Annotated in this window: 18 protein-coding genes and 3 pseudogenes; 18 read left to right on the top strand and 3 right to left on the bottom strand. The window is 35.7% G+C overall.

Annotation, left to right across the window (positions count from 1 at the left end):
• Nucleotides 1-20: 20 nt before the first annotated feature.
• The 15 genes from hpaD (at nt 21) to ACFCYJ_RS09770 (ending at nt 16,619) form a co-directional block, all read left to right on the top strand.
• Nucleotides 21-1,004 (top strand): 3,4-dihydroxyphenylacetate 2,3-dioxygenase, encoded by a 984-nt coding sequence (hpaD, locus tag ACFCYJ_RS09840; RefSeq protein ID WP_376073713.1) that lies wholly within the window; start codon nt 21-23, stop codon nt 1,002-1,004.
• 23 nt (nt 1,005-1,027) lie between these two features.
• Nucleotides 1,028-1,501: a flavin reductase family protein gene (locus ACFCYJ_RS09835; protein WP_376073712.1), complete on the top strand. Its 474-nt coding sequence runs from the start codon at nt 1,028-1,030 to the stop codon at nt 1,499-1,501.
• Nucleotides 1,502-1,523: 22 nt separating this feature from the next.
• Nucleotides 1,524-2,420: a cytidyltransferase gene (locus ACFCYJ_RS09830; RefSeq protein WP_376073710.1), complete on the top strand. Its 897-nt coding sequence runs from the start codon at nt 1,524-1,526 to the stop codon at nt 2,418-2,420.
• 33 nt (nt 2,421-2,453) lie between these two features.
• Nucleotides 2,454-3,896: an aldehyde dehydrogenase family protein gene (locus ACFCYJ_RS09825; protein WP_376073709.1), complete on the top strand. Its 1,443-nt coding sequence runs from the start codon at nt 2,454-2,456 to the stop codon at nt 3,894-3,896.
• 63 nt (nt 3,897-3,959) lie between these two features.
• Entirely contained in the window at nt 3,960-4,313 is a 354-nt protein-coding gene (locus tag ACFCYJ_RS09820; protein ID WP_376073708.1) for a DUF485 domain-containing protein, read from the top strand.
• 4 nt (nt 4,314-4,317) lie between these two features.
• The gene (locus ACFCYJ_RS09815) at nt 4,318-5,874 is read left to right on the top strand and encodes a solute symporter family protein (protein ID WP_376073707.1); all 1,557 of its coding nucleotides are present in this window, start codon (nt 4,318-4,320) and stop codon (nt 5,872-5,874) included.
• Between the two features lie 75 nt (nt 5,875-5,949).
• A complete protein-coding gene (locus ACFCYJ_RS09810; protein ID WP_376073705.1) occupies nt 5,950-6,708 on the top strand; it encodes a fumarylacetoacetate hydrolase family protein in 759 nt (252 codons plus the stop codon).
• Nucleotides 6,709-6,742: 34 nt separating this feature from the next.
• A complete protein-coding gene (locus tag ACFCYJ_RS09805; protein WP_376073704.1) occupies nt 6,743-7,531 on the top strand; it encodes a fumarylacetoacetate hydrolase family protein in 789 nt (262 codons plus the stop codon).
• Between the two features lie 13 nt (nt 7,532-7,544).
• Nucleotides 7,545-7,931: a 5-carboxymethyl-2-hydroxymuconate Delta-isomerase gene (locus ACFCYJ_RS09800; protein ID WP_376073703.1), complete on the top strand. Its 387-nt coding sequence runs from the start codon at nt 7,545-7,547 to the stop codon at nt 7,929-7,931.
• Between the two features lie 295 nt (nt 7,932-8,226).
• Nucleotides 8,227-9,720, top strand: coding sequence for an aldehyde dehydrogenase family protein (locus tag ACFCYJ_RS09795; protein WP_376073702.1), 1,494 nt, complete (start codon nt 8,227-8,229; stop codon nt 9,718-9,720).
• A gap of 870 nt (nt 9,721-10,590) precedes the next feature.
• A complete protein-coding gene (locus tag ACFCYJ_RS09790) occupies nt 10,591-11,409 on the top strand; it encodes a helix-turn-helix domain-containing protein (RefSeq protein ID WP_376073701.1) in 819 nt (272 codons plus the stop codon).
• Between the two features lie 488 nt (nt 11,410-11,897).
• Nucleotides 11,898-13,340: an APC family permease gene (locus ACFCYJ_RS09785; RefSeq protein WP_376073699.1), complete on the top strand. Its 1,443-nt coding sequence runs from the start codon at nt 11,898-11,900 to the stop codon at nt 13,338-13,340.
• A 293-nt stretch (nt 13,341-13,633) separates the two neighbouring features.
• The gene (locus ACFCYJ_RS09780; protein WP_376073697.1) at nt 13,634-15,013 is read left to right on the top strand and encodes an aminotransferase family protein; all 1,380 of its coding nucleotides are present in this window, start codon (nt 13,634-13,636) and stop codon (nt 15,011-15,013) included.
• A 397-nt stretch (nt 15,014-15,410) separates the two neighbouring features.
• Nucleotides 15,411-15,563 (top strand): hypothetical protein, encoded by a 153-nt coding sequence (locus ACFCYJ_RS09775; protein WP_376073696.1) that lies wholly within the window; start codon nt 15,411-15,413, stop codon nt 15,561-15,563.
• Nucleotides 15,564-15,842: 279 nt separating this feature from the next.
• Nucleotides 15,843-16,619: a CsxC family protein gene (locus ACFCYJ_RS09770; RefSeq protein ID WP_376073694.1), complete on the top strand. Its 777-nt coding sequence runs from the start codon at nt 15,843-15,845 to the stop codon at nt 16,617-16,619.
• A 702-nt stretch (nt 16,620-17,321) separates the two neighbouring features.
• Here ACFCYJ_RS09770 and ACFCYJ_RS09765 read toward each other — a convergent pair.
• On the bottom strand, nt 17,322-17,846 hold the full coding sequence (locus ACFCYJ_RS09765; RefSeq protein ID WP_376073693.1) for a SpoIIIAH-like family protein: 525 nt from the start codon (nt 17,844-17,846) through the stop codon (nt 17,322-17,324).
• Nucleotides 17,847-18,154: 308 nt separating this feature from the next.
• On the opposite strand from ACFCYJ_RS09765, the pseudogene ACFCYJ_RS09760 reads away from it, so the two are divergent.
• A pseudogene (locus ACFCYJ_RS09760) lies at nt 18,155-18,692 on the top strand (GNAT family N-acetyltransferase).
• A gap of 123 nt (nt 18,693-18,815) precedes the next feature.
• Here the strand turns inward: ACFCYJ_RS09760 and ACFCYJ_RS09755 are convergent.
• Both ACFCYJ_RS09755 and ACFCYJ_RS09750 read right to left on the bottom strand, forming a co-directional pair.
• On the bottom strand, nt 18,816-19,262 hold the full coding sequence (locus ACFCYJ_RS09755; RefSeq protein WP_376073847.1) for a GNAT family N-acetyltransferase: 447 nt from the start codon (nt 19,260-19,262) through the stop codon (nt 18,816-18,818).
• Between the two features lie 167 nt (nt 19,263-19,429).
• On the bottom strand, nt 19,430-20,299 hold the full coding sequence (locus tag ACFCYJ_RS09750; protein WP_376073691.1) for a cation diffusion facilitator family transporter: 870 nt from the start codon (nt 20,297-20,299) through the stop codon (nt 19,430-19,432).
• Between the two features lie 392 nt (nt 20,300-20,691).
• On the opposite strand from ACFCYJ_RS09750, the pseudogene ACFCYJ_RS09745 reads away from it, so the two are divergent.
• Both ACFCYJ_RS09745 and ACFCYJ_RS09740 read left to right on the top strand, forming a co-directional pair.
• Nucleotides 20,692-20,838 (top strand): annotated as a pseudogene (locus ACFCYJ_RS09745) (GNAT family N-acetyltransferase); the annotation flags it as partial.
• Nucleotides 20,839-20,969: 131 nt separating this feature from the next.
• A pseudogene (locus ACFCYJ_RS09740) lies at nt 20,970-21,576 on the top strand (YoaP domain-containing protein); the annotation flags it as partial.
• Between the last annotated feature and the right edge of the window lie 427 nt (nt 21,577-22,003).

Here is a 22,003-nt window from a genome sequence, read left to right as displayed (position 1 = left end):
CGACTAAGGAGATGAGGAGTATGGATTTCAATATCATTCGTATTGCCAGAACTGTTATTAATGTGAAGGATTTAGATCGTTCAAAAGATTTTTATGTAAAAGCGCTCGGCATGATTGAAACGGAAACAAAGGATGACTGTGTTTATTTGAGAGGGCTTGAAGAACACACACACCATAGCTTGGTTCTTAAAAAGTCCGAGACGTTAGGGGTACATGCACTCGGTTACAAAGTAGAAAAAGAAGAAGATCTTGACCGTCTGGCTGAATTGTTTCACTCAAAAGGCTTAAAAACAAAGTGGCTTAAGGAAGGAACTCAGCATGCTCTTGGGCGTGCACTGCATGTACATGATATTTCAGGGATGCCTCTTGAATTTTTCTGCAAGATTGAAAAAGCTGAGCGCTTACTTCAGCGCTACGACTTATACAGTGGTGCCCGAATTCAGCGGATTGACCATGTAAACTGTGCTGTACCGGATGTGGAAAAAGCTTACAACTTCTTTATCAACGAGCTAGGCTTTGCATGTTCTGAATATACAACTATAGAAGATGGCAATATCTGGGCTGCGTGGCTCCACCGCAAACAGACCGTGCATGATCAAGCCTTTATGAACGGAGATGGTCCGCGTCTTCATCACTTTGCTTACTGGCTACCGGATCCACTTGCTCTAATTCACTGCTGCGATGTTTTAGCTTCTCTTGGCTATTCAGAGAACATTGAAAGAGGTCCAGCACGCCACGGCTTATCCAATGCGTTCTTCTTGTATTTAAGAGATCCAGATGGATACCGCATCGAGCTGTATAACGGAGATTACTTAACAAGTGACAATGACTTCGAGCCAATTCGATGGGATTTAAATGACCCACGTCGTCAAACATTATGGGGGGCAAAAGCACCGGACAGCTGGTTTAATGAAACATCTCCTTTTTTAGATATTGAAACTAATGAACAAATTCAATCGACGACGCCAAACCTTGCACAGCGCAAACCAGAATTAGTTATATAAATAAAAAGAATGGAGGAATTTCAATGGATGATCGTACATTTCGAGATGCCATGGGTAAATTTGCAACCGGCGTAACAGTTATTACAACGGACATTGATGGAGAGCCTCATGGCATGACAGCAAATGCCTTCATGTCAGTGTCGCTAAATCCGAAACTCGTACTAATATCGATTAAAGAAAATGCAAAAATGTTGGATAAAATTAACCGCTCCGGTAAATTTGCAGTGAATATTTTATCGGAAGACCAGCAAGAAGTTTCTATGTTATTCGCCGGCCAGATCAAAGAAAAGCATGAACCAGAATTTGACCGCCTAAACGAAATCTCGGTAGTAAAGGATGCACTGGCAAATATTATATGCAATGTATATGGAAAGCAAGTAGCTGGTGATCATACGCTGTTCCTTGGAGAAGTAGAAGATATTGTCCTTCGTGAAGGAAATCCTCTGACATTCTTTGCAGGAAAATATGGCCAGCTCACTGCACCGCAGTTAACTTAACATAAAAAGGAGAGGGCAAGAGATGGAGACAATTTATATCAAAAGTTCAATTGATAAATCAAAGTTCACTGAAATGGAAGCTTGTGTTTTGGCACTTGGTTTTTTTGATGGCGTTCACATCGGTCATCAAAGAATTCTTGAAACAGCAAAACAAATGGCTGTGCAAAAACAATGCGCCTTTGGTGTTATGACGTTTTATCCGCACCCAAAAGATATACTCTTTCCTCATATGGAGCCAATGACTTATTTAACTCCGCTTCCTTTGAAGGAAGATCGATTTGAAAAGCTGGGTGTTGAGAAGTTATTTGTTGTTGAGTTTAGCCCTGAGTTTGCCCGTCTTTCTCCAAACGATTTTGTTGAACAATACATTATAGGACTTGGATGTATACATGTTGTAGCAGGCTTTGATTATCATTATGGCTATAAAGGACTCGGTAATATGAAAACCTTATCAGAGTATAATCCCGGAAGTTTGGAAGTAACGACTGTTCCAAAGATCCAACATGATGATGAAAAAATTAGTTCAACAGCAATCCGAAAATTGCTTGATGAAGGTCATGTGCATAAGATTCCTATGTACCTTGGTGATTTTTATGAAATGAGTGGAGAAGTGAATCAAAGTTCCCTTTTTTACAAAAATCATCAGTTTCTTAAATTAATAGTAAAAAAAAGATACCGAATGCCTAAACCTGGTATTTACCATATTCAAGTTGAAATAGATGGTAATCATTATGATGGAATCTGCCACCAAATATCTTTAAATGAGCAACACCCTTCATTATTAATACAATTAAAAGATTGTTCTGTATACCCATACAAGAAGCGGATGAAGGTAAAGTGGCTAGATTATAAATATGGCAAGCAGAATGAGTCATACGGAATGAATGAATACATGAAAAAAGATGAGCTAGTGATCTAATGAATAGTAGGCTATAACAGAAAGGAGTAGAATATGAATTTAAAAGTGCAAGCAAGAAAGAAAAACTTATACATTGATGGTCAATGGAAAGAAGCCACTGAACATGCATCTCTAACATCTCCATACTCTGGAGATGTTATTGCATATATTCCTAAGGCTAATGAAAAAGAAGTCAATGAGGCAATTGAAGCTGCAGTTCGTGCAAAAACAGTAATGGCGAAAATGCCAGCTCACGAACGTGCAGCTATTTTGGAACGTTTGGTAGCTTTGTTTGAGAAGCGTTTAGATGAAGCTGCAGAAATTATCGCTTTAGAAGCAGCTAAACCAATTGCTACTGCAATCGATGAAGTGAAACGGACAATACAAACGTATAAGTTTGCAGCTGAAGAAGCAAAGCGAATTCATGGAGAAACACTTCCATTGGATGCTGCACCAGGTGGAGAAAAACGAGTAGCATATACGGTGCGTGAACCTATTGGGGTTATTGGAGCGATTACTCCATTTAATTTCCCGATGAATTTAGTTGCCCATAAAGTAGGTCCTGCTATTGCCGCAGGAAATACAATTGTATTAAAACCGGCAAGTCAAACTCCACTATCTTCTTTCTTTTTGGCCGAGTTGTTACAGGAGGCTGGTTTACCTAATGGAGCTCTTAATGTTATTACTGGAAGCGGAAGAGTCGTGGGGGATAAAATCGTGACCGATGATAGAATTGCAGCTATTACATTTACGGGAAGCCCAGCAGTTGGGATTGGTATTCGAAATAAAGCAGGACTGAAACGCGTGACATTAGAACTGGGTTCAAATGCAGCCGTTATTATTGATAAAGGGATCGATATTGATTCAATTATTAATCGTTGTGTGAAGGGAGCCTTTTCTTTCCAAGGTCAAGTATGTATATCATTACAACGAATTTATATTCATGAAAGTTTGTACGAAACATTTGTGCAAAAATTCGTTGAAGCAACTCAACAACTCAAAATGGGTGACCCTTTAGATCCATGTACGGATGTTTCAGCGCTTATTTCAAAAGGAGATGTGGAACGTACTTTAGATTGGATTTATGAGGCGAAACAACATGGAGCAGAAGTAGCAACTGGGGGAATCGCAAAAGGGAATATTCTATTGCCAACGGTATTATTAAATGCAGAATCTTCTTTAAAAGTTTCGTGTCAAGAAGTGTTTGCTCCAATTGTGATCATCAATAAAGTTCAAGCAGTAGAGGAAGCAATTGAGCAAGTAAATGATTCGCGATATGGTCTCCAAGCGGGAATCTACACGGATAATGTTCATACAGCGTTAACTGCAGCTGAAAACCTTCATGTTGGAGGCGTAATGATTAATGACATTCCAACATTTCGTGTAGATAACATGCCATATGGTGGTGTGAAGGAAAGTGGAGTTGGAAGAGAAGGAATAAAATATGCTGTAGAGGAAATGACAGAGCTAAAACTAGTGGTTTTTAATAGAAATTAAAAATCGAAGAATTAGAAGCATTTAAGAACCCTATTAAATGATTAGGAAAGAGGTGCTATCAATTTGGAGCTAGTAAAAGAACAAAGTAGTGTAAAAAAAGACATCGAACAACAGGACAACAAACAAATAGATTATGACAAAATTTCCACTTCGGAGGATTTTAAACAACTACTTTTATATAAGAAAAAGTTGATTATTCCATACACAATTTTTTATTTGGTTTATTCACTAGCTTTACCATTCCTAGCCTTGTTTACAAATATATTAAACGTCCAAGTAATAGGAGACATTACGTTGGCGTGGATTTACGGTATTTCAATTATCTTTATGTCATTTGGGGTATGCAGTGTTTATGTAAAGAAGTCTGCTGAATTTGACGAAAAGGTAAAGCAAATCTTAGTAAAAGAGGGGCTGTAGACATATGGGATGGGATATTATTCTTCTTTTTGTACTCATGTCAATAGGGGTACTTTTTATTACGTACTATGCTTCCAAAAAAACAAAAACGGCAGGTTCTTTTTATACAGCTGGAGGTGGTCTGACTGCTAGGCAAAATGGTCTTGCTTTAGCTGGAGACTTTATGTCTGCATCTACCTTTTTGGGGTTAATTGGAGCCTTTTCTTTAACGGGATATGACGGATTTTTCCTCATGTACGGTGCCCTTGTTTCTTTTCTTGTCATTTTATTTTTAGTTGCAGAACCATTAAGGAATCTTGGGAAATATACGTTAGGTGATATGATTACTGCTCGATTTAAGTTTAAACAAGTACGAGGTGTAACTGCCTTCAATACAATAATCATCTCCGTTTTTTATATGCTTGCACAGCTTGTTGCTGCAGGAGCTTTATTCCAATTATTATTAGGTATTCCGTATAATATTTCAGTCCTTATTGTTGGTGTTGGTATGTTAGCTTTTGTTTTATTTGGAGGAATGACCGCAACAAGCTGGGTTCAAATTATTAAAGCCGTTCTTTTAGTAGGTGGAACCTTTATTATGTTTGTAATGGTTATGTGGAAATTTAATTTTAATTTTATTGGCATTTTTACTGATATGAAAACAGCCACTCCTTTTGGAATTGATTTCTTAAATCCTGGTTTAAAATATAAAAACGGTTGGGATGCAGCTTCTTTAACACTTGGACTCATTCTTGGGACAGCGGGTCTACCCCATGTATTAGCTCGCTTTTTAACGGTACCTAATGCTCAGGTTGCCAGAAAGTCAGTTGTTTGGCTTATGTGGATCATGGGACTCTTCCATATTATGGTCATTTTCCTTGGGTTTGGAGCAGCAAAACTAGTTGGAACTTCGAATATTATAGAGGCTAACCCAGCAGGGAATATGGCAGCGCCATTATTAGCAAAGTTTATTGGCGGAGATTTTATGTTTGCTTTCATTTCCGCGGTTTCTTTTGCTACTATTCTCGCAGTTGTTGCTGGAATTGTAGTTACGGGAGCAACAGCATTTTCCCATGACTTTTATAACGAAATTTTAAAAGACGGGAAAGCAACCGAAAAACAGCAAATGTTTATGGTACGTCTTGCATCGATTCTCATCACTGCTATCGCCATTGCCTTATCATTATTTCTTCAAAATTTTAATGTTGCCTTTTTATCATCAATCGCTCTAACATTAGCAGCGAGTTCGAATTTACCAGTTATTTTATTAACTATTTTTTGGAGAAAATTCAACAAAACTGGAGCAATCATTGGGATGCTTATAGGATTAATTAGCACGATTGGTTTGGTTATGTTAAGTCCAAATGTTTGGAATCCAGAACCAGGTGTAACCTTATTTACTGGTAATCCTATTTTCCCTCTTGCATCACCAGGAATTCTTTCTATACCGTTAGGTTTCTTAGGCTGCTATATTGGTACATTTATAGGGGACCGTAAGTCAAAAAATGTAGAAGATAATTTTTCAGAAATTATCGTTAAGTCAAATATAGGTAATGATGTTAAAGGTGTAGTTAATCATTAGTGATCGTTTTGCAAGCTCAATAAGATTAAGTAATCATCAGAAGAATTTACGAGTTTATGAGAGGAGTGAATAGTTATGAGTAAGGCAATTATTAAATTTAGTGAAACCCTTCACACAAAAGAAGTGGAAGTAGATCCTCAAAGCAATACAATTATTCTCGGTGATAGAAATTTAACAGTAGAGCAGTCCTCTTTGGAGGCGCCAATTTCGGGTACAGTATATGGGGCTTTATTCAATTATAGTGGCGAGCTTAAGGCATTAGGTTCATCGTTAACTAAAGAACCTTATAAACAGCCTCCAAAAGCGCCTGTCTTATATATAAAACCGGTGAACACCATTACTGGATTTAAATCTTCAATTCCATTACCCGAGGATACATCTCATCTGCAAGTAGGTGCCTCATTAGGCATTGTCATTGGGAAAAATGCTACTCGTGTAACAGAAGAAAAAGCTTTAGATCATGTATTAGGATACACCATTGTAAATGATGTGAGTATTCCACATGAGAGTTTTTATCGACCAGCTATTAAACAAAAAGCAAGAGATAACTTTTGCCCTGTAGGTCCATGGATTATTGAACGCGATGCAATCTCTGACCCTAATAAGTTGACGATTACTGTATTCGTTAACGATGAATTAAAACAAAAGAATACAACGGCCAATTTAATTCGTCCTGTATCACAGTTGATTTCTGAAATTTCAAAATTTATGACGCTATATGAGGGAGATGTTTTACTGGTTGGGGTACCTGAAAATCCCCCGCTTGTGAAAGAGGGAGATCGAGTACGAATTGAAATCGATGGAATCGGTTATTTAGAAAATACAGTTAAATGAGAATCTCATTGTTTTGTAAAGGAGCGCGATTATTATGAAACATGCACGTGTAGTATTTCAGGATGTCATTCATCATGCAATTGAAACAAATGATAATCACCTGAAACTAGATAATGGACAAATTGTTTCTGAGGAGGAAGTGGTTTGGCTACCGCCTGTCCAACCTAGAACCGTTTTTGCTTTAGGACTAAATTATGCAGATCATGCAAAGGAACTTGCTTTTCAAGCACCAACAGAACCTTTAGTTTTTCTAAAAGGTCCTAATACTTTTATTGGTCATCGAGGTCAGACTTACCGACCGGCTGAGGCTACCAATATGCACTATGAATGTGAACTTGCAGTTGTCATTGGGCGTTCTGGGACTAACATTAAACGAGAAGATGCTTATGATTATGTAGCAGGATATACCGTTGCAAATGACTATGCCATCCGTGATTATTTAGAAAACTATTATCGTCCGAACTTAAAAGTAAAGAATAGAGATACTTGTACACCAATCGGTCCATGGCTAGTCGATGCAAAAGATATTGAAGATCCTATGAATCTTACATTGCGTACTTATGTAAATGGAAAAGTGACTCAGGAAGGCACAACGAAAGATATGATTTTTAGTATTCCGCAATTAATTGAGTATTTAAGTAGTTTTATGACATTAAATAAAAACGACATGATCCTTACTGGTACGCCTGAGGGCTTAGTTGATACAAAGGAAGGAGATGAAGTCATTACTGAAATTGAAGGAGTGGGACGACTAGTAAATACCATTATTAGTGAAAAACATTTCTTAAGAACTGAAAGTGATAACGCCATTTTTAGTCAGTGAAAGGGATGAAAACATGCCGCATTTTATTGTTGAGTATACCGATAACATAAAGAAAGAAGCAGACATTCCGAATTTGCTTAAAAAAGTGAATGATGTTTTGATTAGCCGTAGTAATCTTTTTCCGACTGGAGGAATTCGATCAAGAGCAGTTGAACTTCAAGATTACCGAGTAGCAGATGGGGCAGAAGATGATGCATTTGTTCATGCTATATTAAAAATTGGGGCGGGAAGATCGGCTGAAAATAAGAAAGAAACTTGTGACGAACTATTCGAAGTAATCAAGGATCATTTTGCTGATCTATTTACTAGGCGATATCTGGCATTATCTATGGAATTGATTGAATTCAGTGAGGAAGGTACTTACAAGTATAACAATATTCATAAGCGTTTTAAAAAGTAAGAAGGCTGAAAGTCAATCTGCGTTAAAGGTAATAGCTTTAAATTTGGCTAAAAGAAGTTTTCTAGATTTTTAATCTACTATCTTCATTACTGTTGTTTTATTGATTAAATGGTCTGGCACCAGTGTTAGCTCTATGTGTCATTCATTCCTATTCTTTTGATTTTTTGCTTCTATTAGCGATTATCATCCTGATAAGTATAGTTCCGCTTTTTACAATAAAAAACGATTAATACCGCTTACAATTTAGGTTACATCGCGTTAAGTATAGAGTTTCATTTCAGGAAGGGGACTTTAAATGACAAAGAATCAGGCTTTAGATGTGAACTGCATTGAATGGGCAAGTGAAATAAACAAAAGTTATATTGGAGGTCAATGGGTAGAGGGTGATAGTAAAAGAACTTATTCAATAAAGGATCCATATGATCAGTCAACTATTACATCTGTAGAATTAGCGAATGTAGAGCAAATAAAAGACGCTTATCACAAAGCAAAAGCAGCACAAAAGGAATGGGCTAAATCCACTCCAGAACAAAGAAGAGAGGTTTTAACGAAAGCATTAGACTATTTAGAGAAAAATAAAGAGCATATTTTGGAATTAATTACACGAGAAACAGGTGGAACATTACTTAAAGCTCATATTGAGTTTGGCTTTGGGGTTAGTGACATAAAAGATTCTATTAATATGGTTGATGAAATATACACACCCAAAAATTATCCATCTACTACACCAGGAAAGGTTAGCCGTGTATATCGATTACCTTTAGGTGTTATTACGTCCATCACACCATTTAACTTTCCATTTAACATGGCAACAAGAACAATTTTCCCTGCCATTGCTCTCGGGAACAGTGTTGTCCATAAACCGGATCTCCAAGTGGGAATAGTTGGTGGACAAGTTTTTGCAAAGGCGTTCGAAGAAGCAGGACTTCCTGCTGGAGTGTTTAATTCAATTTTAACCGATCTTCAAGAATCAGGAGATGAATTCCTGTTAAATACGAATTCTTCGTTTATCAGTTTTACAGGATCAACTGCAGTAGGAAAACATATTAACAAGGTAACAGGCGGAACATTAAAACAAATGGCATTAGAACTTGGAGGCAATAATCCTTTAGTAGTTCTAAGAGATGCCGACGTTGAACAAGCAGTGAGAGTAGCCAGCTTCGGGAAATTTTTGCATAGTGGCCAAATCTGTGCGATTACAAACCGAATTATTGTTCATAGAGATATTTATGATGAATTTGTTGCTAGATATGTAGAAAAAGTAAAGGGATTAACAGTTGGAGACCCCAAAGACCCTAACACAATTATTGGACCTGTTATAAATGAAAAACAAGCTGATAAAATCATGGACTTAGTAAATAAAGCAAAGGAAAGTGGATTAAAAGTTGCTGTAGAAGGTGACCGTACAGGGAATGTTATTTCTCCTTTTGTATTTGTTGATGTACCTAATGATTCAAGTCTTGCATCTTGTGAAATCTTCGGTCCTGTTGCACAAATTATTCCGGCTGAAAGTGATGAAGAGGCCATTCGTTTTGCTAATGACACGGAATATGGATTATCCTCTGCCATTATAACTAGTGACTTAGAAAGAGGGGAAAGATTAGCCCTTGAGATCGAATCTGGTACAACACATATAAATGATATGCCTGCAGTGCTAGAAGGAAATGTTCCATTTGGTGGAATGAAACAAAGTGGAATTGGGCGTTTTGGATATGAATGGATTATAGATGAGTTTACTGTTGCGAAATGGGTATCTGTACAGACGAGTAAATTAGATTATCCGTTTTAGGATTGAAGGAAATTCAAATTACGAGGATATTAGTTCTCAATAAAACATTGAACCGTTATTAAACCTGTTGTTAGAAAAGCCTGTAACCTTGAGTTGGCAAGGGATACAGGCTTTAAACTTAGCTACCGATAATGTTTATGAATGGGAAAGCGCTCTTACTTGCTGTTTTAAAATTTTCCCGCTATTCGTTATTGGTAACTCGTCTACTTTGTCAAAGATTTTAGGGATTTTATATGGAGCAAATGTAATTTACAATAGTTTCTTAATTCTTCTTCATCAATATGATTTATTGGATTTTTATCGAATAAAAGGCCTTTAATTTTTCGCCCATGATTGGATCAGGAACTCCAATGATCCTTGCAAAATAACTAGGGGTATGAATAAAAAGCTTCTTCAAATTCCCTTGGATAAATAGGTCTACCTCTAATGACTACATCTTTTTTTTCGATCTACAATAAAGAAATAACCATCTTCATCAAATAAAAAATAAGTAACACTGAGGGAAGTTGAATAATTGTCTAAATTTTCTAAAAGTTTTATTGATTATTCTTCCTTTTTTTATTACACTTATTTTACTGTTAGTTGAGTTGATTTACTCAAGTATAGAGAAATTTGATTTAAGGCTTGATGTGTCTTGGAAAATTTTCTGGCATGGGATTTCTAAATGAAGAATAGCTACTTCTTAAAATGAAGGTGGCTATTTTTATGCCAAAAATAGGAATTAAGATAGAAGTTCATCATATCTTAACTCCTTGTAAAGAAAAGTAGTAAACCGTTGATTTAGCTGTTATTCGATTAACCGAGGAAATAATCACATATTAAGCATCAATTTGTAAGCGTTTACTAATTTGTATTACAGGGGGTATAAAGTTGATTAGTCCTTTAAATTCGAAAATAATTAGTTACTTGCCATCTCAGCCTGACTTTGAATTTCAGACAGATTACTATACTGAACAAAAAGTTAGAATTAAACCAAATCAACCATTTATTCTGTTTTACCAATTTAAAATGGGAGGGATAAGTAGTCAAATTTCTGTTATCCCGGATGGGTGTATCGATATTCTCATTAATTGTGATCAGCATTACGGTAATATTTGTGGAAGCGTTACTAAAAGTAGAGTGATTAACCTTCTCCCAAACAGTACTTACTTTGGTATTCGTTTTCTGCCATGTCTAGATATTAAGAAAGTAAAATTCGGTATAAAAGACCTTACAGATAAAGAAATTTCCTTAAATGAAATGCTTCCTGTAAATACGAATATCTTTGAAAGGGTAGTAACCGACGAAAGTTTTATGGAGAGAATCAATATATTCATTGAAATATTGGGAAGTCAAATTTTTGAGAATGATAAATCAACTAAACTAATAAAACAAGCATTATATAATATATACGCGACAAGAGGTAATATTACCATAACTCAACTTGCAGAAGAAGTAGGATATTCAACTAGATATTTAAGAAAACAATTTGAAGACCATATTGGAATTTCCCCAAAATTATTTAGCCAAATAGTAAGATTTCAATCATCACTAAATATGCTTCTGAGGACAACCCACTTTACGTTAAATGATGTTATTTATGAGAATGGTTATTATGACCAAGCCCATTTGATTCATGAGTTTCGGAATTTTGGATGCATGACACCTTATCAATTAACTGGGCAAAAAGGCTGCCTGAAAACCAGCTAAATAATGCTTGTATAGCTAAAGCAATTACTTATTTAAGTAATTGCTTTTTTAAGTGCGCCCAGCATGCGCATATTTGAAGAATTTTCGGATGAAAATTCAGAATGTTCCGATTTTTACAATATCAAATTATCTTAAGCTGATAATCTGTAATTAATATAAAGAATGCTTATTTTTCCTACTATAGTTTAAAGAAAAAATTGGCAATCGACAAAACACAAGAGGGGAGTCAGAGGAATGACGAAACACCAACTATTTATAAATGGTAATCGGGTTGAGGTTGTGTCAGATGGAATATTTCAGTCTATTAATCCTAGAACTGAAAAATGAATGCCGTATTATCCGGGACCGGAAGATGTGGACCTTGCAGTCAAAGCTGCTAGGAAGGCATTAGGCCGAAATGGATCCATCTAAACATGGCCGTTTGCTCTGTAGAGCTGCGCCAGTTAGACAAGGCATGCCTGAGTTGACTTGAATGAAAAAGTTTTGAATTGGTATGGAGGGTAACGCTTTGTATAAATAACAAAATTATAATAACGCCAACGGGGGTAGGGATTATAGAAACACAAAAATCAGTAGAGAACATTCAAATTTTATCAGATGGGCAAAGTCTAAAAAGAAGTTTAAAGATGCGAGATTTAGTTATTTTTGGTCTTGGCTTTATGGCACCAGTTGCAGCGATGTCAATGTTTGGAATTATCACGTTGGTATCTCAGGGCCATTCTGTCCTCTCATATGTTCTTGGTTTTGTTGCAATGTTATTTACGGCGTACAGTTTCGGTAAAATGGTTGAAGCATACCCAGTTGCGGGCTCAACCTATACCTACGCCCATCAAGCGCTACACCCTAAAATAGGATTTATAGCTGGATGGGGAATGCTCCTTGATTATCTGTTGATACCTATGCTAACTTTTTTGATCAGTGCAAGTTTTGCAAACGCCCTTGTACCAAGCATTCCGGTTTGGGGTTGGGTTCTCATTTTCGCTATCCCAATCACGATTGTAAATATAATTGGAATTGATATAGCAGTTAAGTTGAATTTAGTTTTAGTGCTCCTCATGATTATCGCGGTGATTGCCTTCGTTTCCAGCGCAATTCACTTTATTGTAATGGGTGATTTAACTTTAATAAACTATAAGGCAATTTATGATGGTGATTCATTTTCGATAGGAGCAGTTATTGGCGGGGCAGCTATTGTTATTGTCGCATACCTAGGTTTTGATGCTATTACAACCTTGGCTGAAGAGACGAACGTAGGGGGGAATAAAATTGGTTTGGCCATTTTGTTTACCTGTGTCATTCAAACGGTATTTTATGTTTCCGTAACTTATTTAGCAGTGATTCTTGTAGGAAACTATTTAGCTATTGATAATCCCGACACAGCCTTCTTCACCGTTTTAGAGACTATAGGGGGCGGGTTTCTCCAGACTTATATTACACTTACGATTATCGCATCTGGAATTGCAAGCGCCTTAGCTAGCCAATCAGCTTCAAGTCGTCTGCTCTTGGGGATGGGACGTGACAATGTCATCCCTCAAAAATTTTTTAGCTATATCCATCCAAAGTATAAAACACCGATTAATAATATTTTATTAATGTCAATCATCGGAATGATTGGTGCAGTATCTTTGAATCTGCAAATTGTATCCGACTTAGTTGCATTTGGTGGATTATTAGGATTTGCTTTCGTGAATATTTGTGTAATTAATCATTACTATTTAAAAAATAAGCAAAAAAATATCATTAAATATTTGATTATTCCATTAATTGGGACGTTAGTTTGTCTTTATATCTTGTGGGGGCTTTCAACAACCGGAAAAATAGTTGGATTTACCTGGATGGGAATTGGTGTTTGTTATTTCGCGATTCGATCCATGTATTCCAAAGAATCCAAGAAACTCTTAACAGATATAGAAGGGCAGAATATTAGTTAAATAAAATAACAATCTTTATACCTACTCAGACAATATCGTAGAGCAAGGAGAGAAACATATGATTATTGGCGTACCAAAGGAAATAAAAAACAATGAAAATCGGATAGGCATTACCCCATCTATATACCCCTATTGAGAGCCTATTAGAGCGTGAAAGAGTAACTTCATAAAATCGATAATTAATTTTTAAAACAATAGCTCTATATAAACTAACCGCTTGGAAGGATTTATGGATATGGCAACTAGCACTAGGAAGGCTTAATTATATTTGTCTATTAAAGGAGGAATAAAATATGCAATACGTTACAAAGCGACATAACCTAAGCAAATTGGAATTATCAGAACTTGATAAAAAACATTATTTGCATCCAACCACACCACCAAGAGCTCATTATTTATCAGGGCCTTCAACAATCTTTACAGAAGGCAAAGGAATTTATCTGAAAGACATAGAGGGGAAAGAGCGTATTGATGGGGTTTCGATGCTTTGGAATGTTAACCTTGGCTATGGGAATGAAGAGCTTGCTGAGGTAGCGAAACAGCAGATGTTAAAGCTTTCTTACAGCTCTTCATTCAGCGGACAATCCAATGAGCCCGCTATTCTTTTAGCACAGAAAGTGGCCTCATTAGCACCTGGTGATTTGAATGTATGCTTCTTCACATCGGGAGGCTCGGAATCTAATGATACTGCATTTAAACTAGCCCGTTTTTATTGGAAAGTAAAAGGTCAGCCAGAGAAAACTAAAATTATTTCTCTTGAACAATCATTCCATGGGGTTACAGTAGGAGCTACAAGTGCTACCGGAATCGAGGGATTCAACAAGTTTACGACTTCCAATGCTCCGAACTTCCTTACAGCTGCAGCGCATGTTTTGAATGCAGAACTTGGTGACAAAAGTGATCCAAATTACTCGCGTTCTATTCGTGGGATAATTGAATCAGAAGGGTCCGACACCATAGCCGCTGTCATTCTGGAGCCAATCCAAGGGGCAGGCGGGGTAAGGTTCCCACCTGACGGATACCTTCAAGCTGTTCGCAAACTTTGCGACGAACACAACATTTTGCTTATTGCAGATGAGGTGATTTGTGGGTTTGGAAGAACCGGAAAGACCTTTGGTGTTGATAATTGGAACATTGTTCCGGACCTTCTATGTGTTGCAAAAGGAATCTCAAGTGGCTACGCCCACCTGGGTGCCGTAATTATGAGAGAGCATGTAAGAGAAGCATTTATTCAATCAGATGAAATGATGTTCCATGGATTCACATATAGTGGACATCCAATGGCTTGCGCGGTTGGCTTGAAGACACTTGAGATATTAGAAAGAGATCAAATTGTTGAGAATAGTAGACTTCGCGGTGAAGAATTATTAAAAGGACTTAAGTATCTCGAAAGCAATCATAAACATATAACGAATGTAAGAGGTCTTGGTCTACTTGCCGGTATTGAGCTAGTTAAAGATCCTGAAAACGGCATCTCATTTGATCCGTCGGTACACGCCGCAGCTCTGTATACAGATATATGCATGGACTTAGGGCTGCAATTGCGTTACTTCGATTGGAAGGGAACAAATACGGTTGCCCTTGCTCCACCGCTTATTATTACAAGCCAACAGGTTGAAGAGATTATTAACAGAATGTCTGAGGCTCTTAAAAGGTTCGAAAAACAAATTTAATTCACGCTAGCAAAATCTATTAAGACTAAAGATTGTAACACGAGATGAATCGTCCTTTTGGTTAATCCAAAGGTCCTGCACCCCTAAAGTTAGAGTCAAAATCTAACTTTAGGGTGTTTTTTATATGGCGAAATACAGTGAAGAATTCAAATAAATGTGGTTAATGAATATATGAAAGGTCCTTTAGGTTATAAATTTTTAGCGAAAAAACATGACATACCAAATCATTCACAAATTGAGCGTTGGTACCTATAAAGAATTTGGAGAAGTTGGATTACGTAGAAAAGTAACAAAACAGGCTTAATCTGTGAATTGGCTGGAGTGGTAAAAAGAAATAACCGCAATAAATGCTTGGAGTTATGTGATACAAGTTTAGTCAATGAGCGAATTATAGCGGTTGAAGGGAATACGTATTAAGTATGTTGGTATGAATCATTTTGAATATATGGAGCAACAAGAACAAATGACTATTTTTGATTTACTACTAATTCAGGAAACGATGGTCCAGGGAGAACTATCGTCTTTAAACAAATGTTTTATTATTTACTAACACGCCGTTTACTGGATTGTTGGAGGGATACTTATAAAATGAACTATTATTTTCTTGAAATTCTCCAGTCAAAAAAGGTAACTAAACAATTAAAACCAGGTGCTCAAAATGATGAGTACCTAGCATTTTGATGTTCATTCTTATCTTTTAGTTTCAAAAATCCCTTTTTAAAAATCAGAAAAAACTAGTATACACGTCCATACATAGATTTAATCGCTACATATTCTAGCAATATAGAGAGCGCTCTCTAATACTAAAAAAATGAAAAGAGGGAATTTTTTGAGTGATCAATTAAATAATCAAGTTAGTCAAGTCGACCCTTGTCCAGTAACATCAACTGAACAAATCCCATTAACTAGTGAAATTACTCCACTAGTCGCTACACCGGTAACAGCTCCAACTATTAAAGTTCCAGTTGTACTTGCAGAACCAACACTTCAAATTGCTGTAGAGGCGGATATTACGCTTAGTCCTGCTGCAACTGAAATTAAACGAGTGAAAAAAAATGTATTCCTGAATCAAGTGAAACTAGTACCGGTTGCTTTTGCACGTATTGCCGGCACTGACTTTTTTAGAGTAACAAGAGCTAAATTATTTGTAGCGGGACATATTCGCAAAAATATAGAATATGCTTCAGCAGCATGTAACGGGGCACTCCAAGATAGAATTGCTGATGTTGACTTTTCTGGTTTTACAGATCTTACTTTCCCACAAACAACAGGAGGTCCTTCTCCGATCTTAGGAATTTCTGAGTTTGCCGAAGCGAACTTCCTTAATGAAACTACGCAAATGGATGCTCGATTGGATAAGGCTTTCTTCCAAAATCTCGTTAAATACAATGAACAACCATTTGGCGAATTAGTAGCTGCAAACTTCTTTGAACTTGATTTTTCACCAATTATGGCAGCTCCAGAAGGCACTTTCGACACATTACGTGAAAAAATCGTGCTTGAATTAACTGTAAAAGTACTGCAAGTTCAACAAGTCCGCCTTGGAGCTGGTAGCACTGTAATAACTCCTGTTCTTTTAGGACTTACTCCTCCTACTAGTCCTTGATAGTCTCTAGTCTCTAGTTTTTAGAGGAGCAGAACAAATAAAAAACGCAGTTCACACTGTAACAAAATGTAATTGAAAAACAACCCTGTAATATTTAATGCGTACAAATAAAATAATATTTGAGTTGGCAGTTGAAAGTTCGATTGAATCTTATTTTCAACTGCCTTTTTGCAATTTAATAACCAAGATGTATTAGACGGTGTGTAATTTAGGGAAGGCTAGAGGGTTGCAAAAGGGCATTTTTCAACAGTTTCCGAAAAATATATTGAACAAAATAAATCTACAGAACGCACAATAAAAAGATTTATTCATCAATTATAAGAACAATCGATTTGAAAGCCTTACATAGATGTTAATAAGACTGTTTAAATTGTACAGGGATATTATAAAGACCACTTCAGGGTGGTGGTCTTATTTTTCCCCATCATATCCACCCTATGTAGAGAAATAAAGCACGATAAAAGCAAAATATCCATGAATCGCTTTCGCACAAAAAATATCTGATGCTCCGGCGCCCTCAAGAAAGCGCCCAGTCGGAACGGAAATCAACCTCACGTTATGCTGATGAGTCTGAATAATATAAGTTTTGTATAATAATTGATATATTTTAGCAAAGGCTGATTGTCTTGATAATTTTGATGAACGAGGATGATCTCTTGTAACGCTGTTTTCATAAAAATGAACCCCGCTTTTCCAAACCTTTCAATAATTATTTGCACCGAATTTAATTTGCACATTTGTACCACCGTATTCTTTTTTTACCAGATAGATAATTTCATTTGCTTGATATTTTGATAGATCCTTTGCCATCACTGTTACAGAAACTTCTTCGCCTTCTATGCGTACTAAAGCATCGAGATAGCCTAGTGCCTTAATTTGCATCTCAAGCATCGTTTCTGTAGATTCTTCTTTATTGAGAGTATCAATTTCAATAGATGCCTTATTTTTTTCTTCAGCAAAATACCCATCTGACGTAATTTGTTGCGTTAACTTTTGGCGAAGTTGGTTCCTCTCGTTACTAACTTGTAGGCGCGTTTCTTCAATTAAAGGGCTTGGAGAAGAAACTTCCTTTGTCACATTCTGTATTGTTGCTTTTTGATCTGTATCTTCTTTTAGGGCAATCTCCTGTTGTGATTGTTTTGTTGGATTCATCAAATAATACACTGAAATAACCGCTACTAGAGTTAATAATGCAAGTAACCAAGACGATTTTCTTTGTAGCTGCATTCACTGTCCCTCCATTAATAAATTTGGTGAAATACTAAGCATCTTTTCAATGTCTGTTTTTAATGAGAAATTTATGTAGCAGTACCGTTTATTATTTTAATGGCAAGTAGTACGTAATTAATGAGCCCTCACTTGAAAGAGAGTTAATAGAGCATCGTCTTACTTACCTTAAATATATTCCTAAGAAACTTAATTCTTACATAAACCTTAAAAATAAATGACGTTCACAAATTCTAGCAAGTATGGTATAGATTGTTATAAACTTAGAATAAGGAAAAACAATTCACATATTCAAGGAGGGAACTATATTGATAATTATGGAAACAGAAAGGTTAGAATTACGAAAATTAAATGTTGATGATATTTCTGTCCTTTATCCAATTTTTTCAGATGCTGAAACAATGAAATATTATCCGTCACCATTTAATTTAGAACAAACTAAAAATTGGATTGAAAAAAAATATACAAAGATATCGAGAAGATGGTTATGGTTTATGGGCTGTCTGTTTAAAAGAATCGAAAGAATTAATTGGAGATTGTGGCCTCGTTAAACAAATAGTTGATGGAAAAACCGAAGTTGAAGTGGGTTACCATATTCATAAAAAATATTGGTCTAAAGGATATGCAACTGAAGCAGCTAAAGGTTGTGTGGAATATGGATTTTCACATTTAGGACAAGAAAAATTGATAAGTATTATTGATCCTCAAAATGGACCATCCATTCGTGTGGCTGAAAAAAATGGTTTTATGAAGGAAAAGGAGTCGTTTATTTTTAATAAAGTTCACCATATTCAGTACACTTTCAGAAATTTAATTAATAATCATATATTTTGTAAAAAAGAATAAGTTGCAATTGTAAAAATAATGAAGACTAAGTGATTACAATTACAACTTTTTAATACTGAATATAAGGGTTGTTGGTTAATTTTCACAAAAATTTATTTTTATCAAGATTTAATATTAAAATTGTTAGAAGGAAATTTGGTTATTCAATGAAAGATTCTTCTTTAAAAAGTAGTGTTCATAATCCCTTCCAACATTGTCTAATGTACCGTAGACTTGATATCCGTGATTTTGATAAAAATCTAAAGCTTGAAAACTCAAAGTATCTACTTTTATGAAATCGCATTTGTTATGTAAAGCAATTTGTTCGATTTCTATTAATAATTTAGATCCATAGCCTAAACCACGAATATCCTCATCAATCATAAGGGTATGTATCTCTAACCAATTCCAACAAATTTCCCCCAATATACCACCACAGATTTGATCATTTTCATCTGTAAGGAAGAGGTTGATTTCTTGATACCGGCCTCTTAAATCTTTTGGAAAATGCTTTAAATTGTATTCGTAAAGCTTGTTATTAACTAAAGATTTTTTACGATCATTTTGTTCTTGTGAGATGGTGTATTGCATAAATTTTTCCCCCACTTTCATAATGGAAAATTTTGTTTCAGAATCATATGATGGTAATCATATAATATCCTTATTTTATCATAAATGTAATGTTCTTTCATGAAAATGGGTGTATTTAGCGAAACAAATGACCAGGTACTATAATAAAGACCTGGTCATTTTGCAAATCATTCATTTATTTTTTCATTCTCTGGTTCTAAGTGAATAAGAATATTGGCTTGATGAAAGAGGTTATTAATCTTTTCTTCAATACGATCACATAAATCATGAACAGTTTCAATGCTTTTATTTGATGCTACGACTAAATGGAAATCGATGTATTCTTCCGCACCAGAACGTCTAGTTCGAAAATCGTGGTATTCGATGTATTCATCTTTAAAGGATTCAATAATTTGAATAATTTGTTCTTCCTCTTCCTTTGATAATCGCGCATCCAATAATGGAGGAAATGCTTCTTTCATTAGTTTGAAAGCTTCCACCATAATATAACATGCTAATATAATACCGATGATCGGATCTAAAATATACCAGCCAGTTAAATGGACAATCAATAAACTCAAGGCAACACCTAATGATGTATAGACATCTGTAAGTAGATGGAGTGCATTTGATTTCATGGCAACAGAGTTGATATTCTTTGCAGTTCTATAAACAATCCTTGATACAACAAAATTAATCAAAGCGCCAAATAACATGACCAGTATTCCTAGAACTGGGAGTTTGATTGGAGTGGGAGTAATAATTTTATGAATACATTCATAAATAATCCAAATCCCAGCAACAAAAATTAACAGTGTTTCAATTGTTCCTGAAATATTTTCAACCTTCCCGTGTCCGTAGGGATGCTCTTTATCAGCCGGTTTACCGGAGATTCGTACGGAGAAAAAGGCAATTAATGAAGCGAGTAAGTCTAGAAAAGAATGGATTGCTTCGGATAAAATTGCTACCGATCCAGTGAACAATCCAACGATAATTTTTAAAGTGACAACAGTAAAATTACTAATAACGGATAAAAATGCAATCTTCGATGAATTCACCTTAAATCACCTCCTGATACATATAGACTTATGATACCAAGTAAACTTTGAGTGGGTCTATAGCAACGTTTTTTCCTAACTCCTATTAAATACCTAATGTGAAAAAAAGTTGCATAAAGGAAAAAGTTTGATCATCATTAATAAAAAAGCGAGAGAAAAATAATGATTATATTATGTGTAGAGGCGATAAGTTTAATTTCTACTAAAATGGTGAATTTTATCCCAAAGAATATCAAGGATTTGATACCTGTATAGTTTTCCAATTGTTCATTTTTTGCTGTGAAAACTAGGTAATACTTGATGAAAAAGAAAAGGAATTGCTATCCATTTTCTACCTTAGATATAATAAAATAGTGGTACCAAATTGGGTTAGTAAAGAGGAGGATAGTAAAGTGGATTACATTCAAATTACTAGGAACAATATTGAACAGGAGCATATATGTTGTGCACTCGGTTCGAAGCAATACGAGGAAGCGGTAAAGGAAAAGAAAGAATGGTTGATGAACCGTATGGATGAGGGGCTAGTTTTTTATCGTTTAACTTCTTTCAACAGGTGTCCAAACACCTGTTGAAAGAAGTTAAAGCCTCCGGCGGATGTCACGAAATCGGAAAGGAGTTCTTTGTGCAAGCACAAAGCCGATTCCGGACGCAATTATGCCGAGGCATAATTGATATGATCGGGCAAAGGTGTTTATTGAATATTTACCGGCAAATCAAGCTTGGGTTCCTATCGAAGCACCGAATTATATGTATATTAATTGCCTATGGGTTTCGGGTAAATACAAAAATCAAAACCATGCTAGACAATTGTTTGAAAAGTGTAAGGAAGATGCTCTAGCGCAAGGTATGGATGGTATCGTACATATAGTAGGGGAGAAAAAGTTTCCATTTCTAAGTGATAAGCGTTTTTTTGAACATTTGGGATTTAAAGTTGTAGATCAAGCAGCACCTTATTTTCAGCTAGTTGTCTATAAATTTAACGATTGTGCCGATGATCCTTCCTTTAAACGACTGGAGAAAAATCCTTTATCTACTAACAGTGGTATTGTGATATACTTCACTGCCCAATGTCCGTTTGCCGTAGGTGTTATAGATGATTTGAAAAATATAGCAGAAAAAAGGGCATTTCTTTTCATGCATATCAACTAATGACGAAAGATGAAGCACAGAATGCACCTATCATATGGACAACCTTTGGGCTATTTTACAATGGTCGGTTTATTTCACATGAAATTATGAGTGCAAACAAGTTCGAAAAATTATTAAATACATTATGAGTTGGGAATTTATTTCCTTTTTATGAACATTAAAATTAGAGCAAATAAACAGATACCTATAAAAGAACCTAGAGTAAACGACCAAGAAAAATAATCGAAAAAGATGTATGCAATTACTATTGCCAGCATATAGCCAAGAGCAGTGCCCAACAATTGTTTTTTGATATCCAACGTTCTCACTCCTTACTGCATAGGATTTTTAAAGTTAATACCCTTATTTATATTTTATAGAAATATCAGGTAAATATCCATAGAAATTAACAATTGGAAGGCGGACATCAGCTTTGAAAATTAGCAAATGGCATGCAGAACATTATATATGGGGAGATCAATCTGACTACTCCCACAGCTAAAGCAGTGGGGTTCTTATATACTTAAGAGAAGCGTTACAAAGCTCTCCACAGATGGTGTTGCCATGTCCTGTGTA

The organism is Lysinibacillus sp. NPDC056232 (assembly GCF_042267565.1).
GTDB lineage: Bacteria > Bacillota > Bacilli > Bacillales_A > Planococcaceae > Lysinibacillus.
The sequence above is the reverse complement of the archived record's forward strand: the minus strand, read 5'-3'. Positions and strand labels throughout refer to the sequence as shown.

What these genes read in the sequence shown, in the direction of transcription:
- hpaD (WP_376073713.1), top strand. Translation starts at nt 21, where the DNA reads ATGGATTTCAATATCATTCGTATTGCCAGAACTGTTATTAATGTGAAG.
- ACFCYJ_RS09835 (WP_376073712.1), top strand. Translation starts at nt 1,028, where the DNA reads ATGGATGATCGTACATTTCGAGATGCCATGGGTAAATTTGCAACCGGC.
- ACFCYJ_RS09830 (WP_376073710.1), top strand. Translation starts at nt 1,524, where the DNA reads ATGGAGACAATTTATATCAAAAGTTCAATTGATAAATCAAAGTTCACT.
- ACFCYJ_RS09825 (WP_376073709.1), top strand. Translation starts at nt 2,454, where the DNA reads ATGAATTTAAAAGTGCAAGCAAGAAAGAAAAACTTATACATTGATGGT.
- ACFCYJ_RS09815 (WP_376073707.1), top strand. Translation starts at nt 4,318, where the DNA reads ATGGGATGGGATATTATTCTTCTTTTTGTACTCATGTCAATAGGGGTA.
- ACFCYJ_RS09810 (WP_376073705.1), top strand. Translation starts at nt 5,950, where the DNA reads ATGAGTAAGGCAATTATTAAATTTAGTGAAACCCTTCACACAAAAGAA.
- ACFCYJ_RS09805 (WP_376073704.1), top strand. Translation starts at nt 6,743, where the DNA reads ATGAAACATGCACGTGTAGTATTTCAGGATGTCATTCATCATGCAATT.
- ACFCYJ_RS09800 (WP_376073703.1), top strand. Translation starts at nt 7,545, where the DNA reads ATGCCGCATTTTATTGTTGAGTATACCGATAACATAAAGAAAGAAGCA.
- ACFCYJ_RS09795 (WP_376073702.1), top strand. Translation starts at nt 8,227, where the DNA reads ATGACAAAGAATCAGGCTTTAGATGTGAACTGCATTGAATGGGCAAGT.
- ACFCYJ_RS09780 (WP_376073697.1), top strand. Translation starts at nt 13,634, where the DNA reads ATGCAATACGTTACAAAGCGACATAACCTAAGCAAATTGGAATTATCA.
- ACFCYJ_RS09765 (WP_376073693.1), bottom strand. Translation starts at nt 17,846, where the DNA reads ATGCAGCTACAAAGAAAATCGTCTTGGTTACTTGCATTATTAACTCTA.
- ACFCYJ_RS09755 (WP_376073847.1), bottom strand. Translation starts at nt 19,262, where the DNA reads ATGCAATACACCATCTCACAAGAACAAAATGATCGTAAAAAATCTTTA.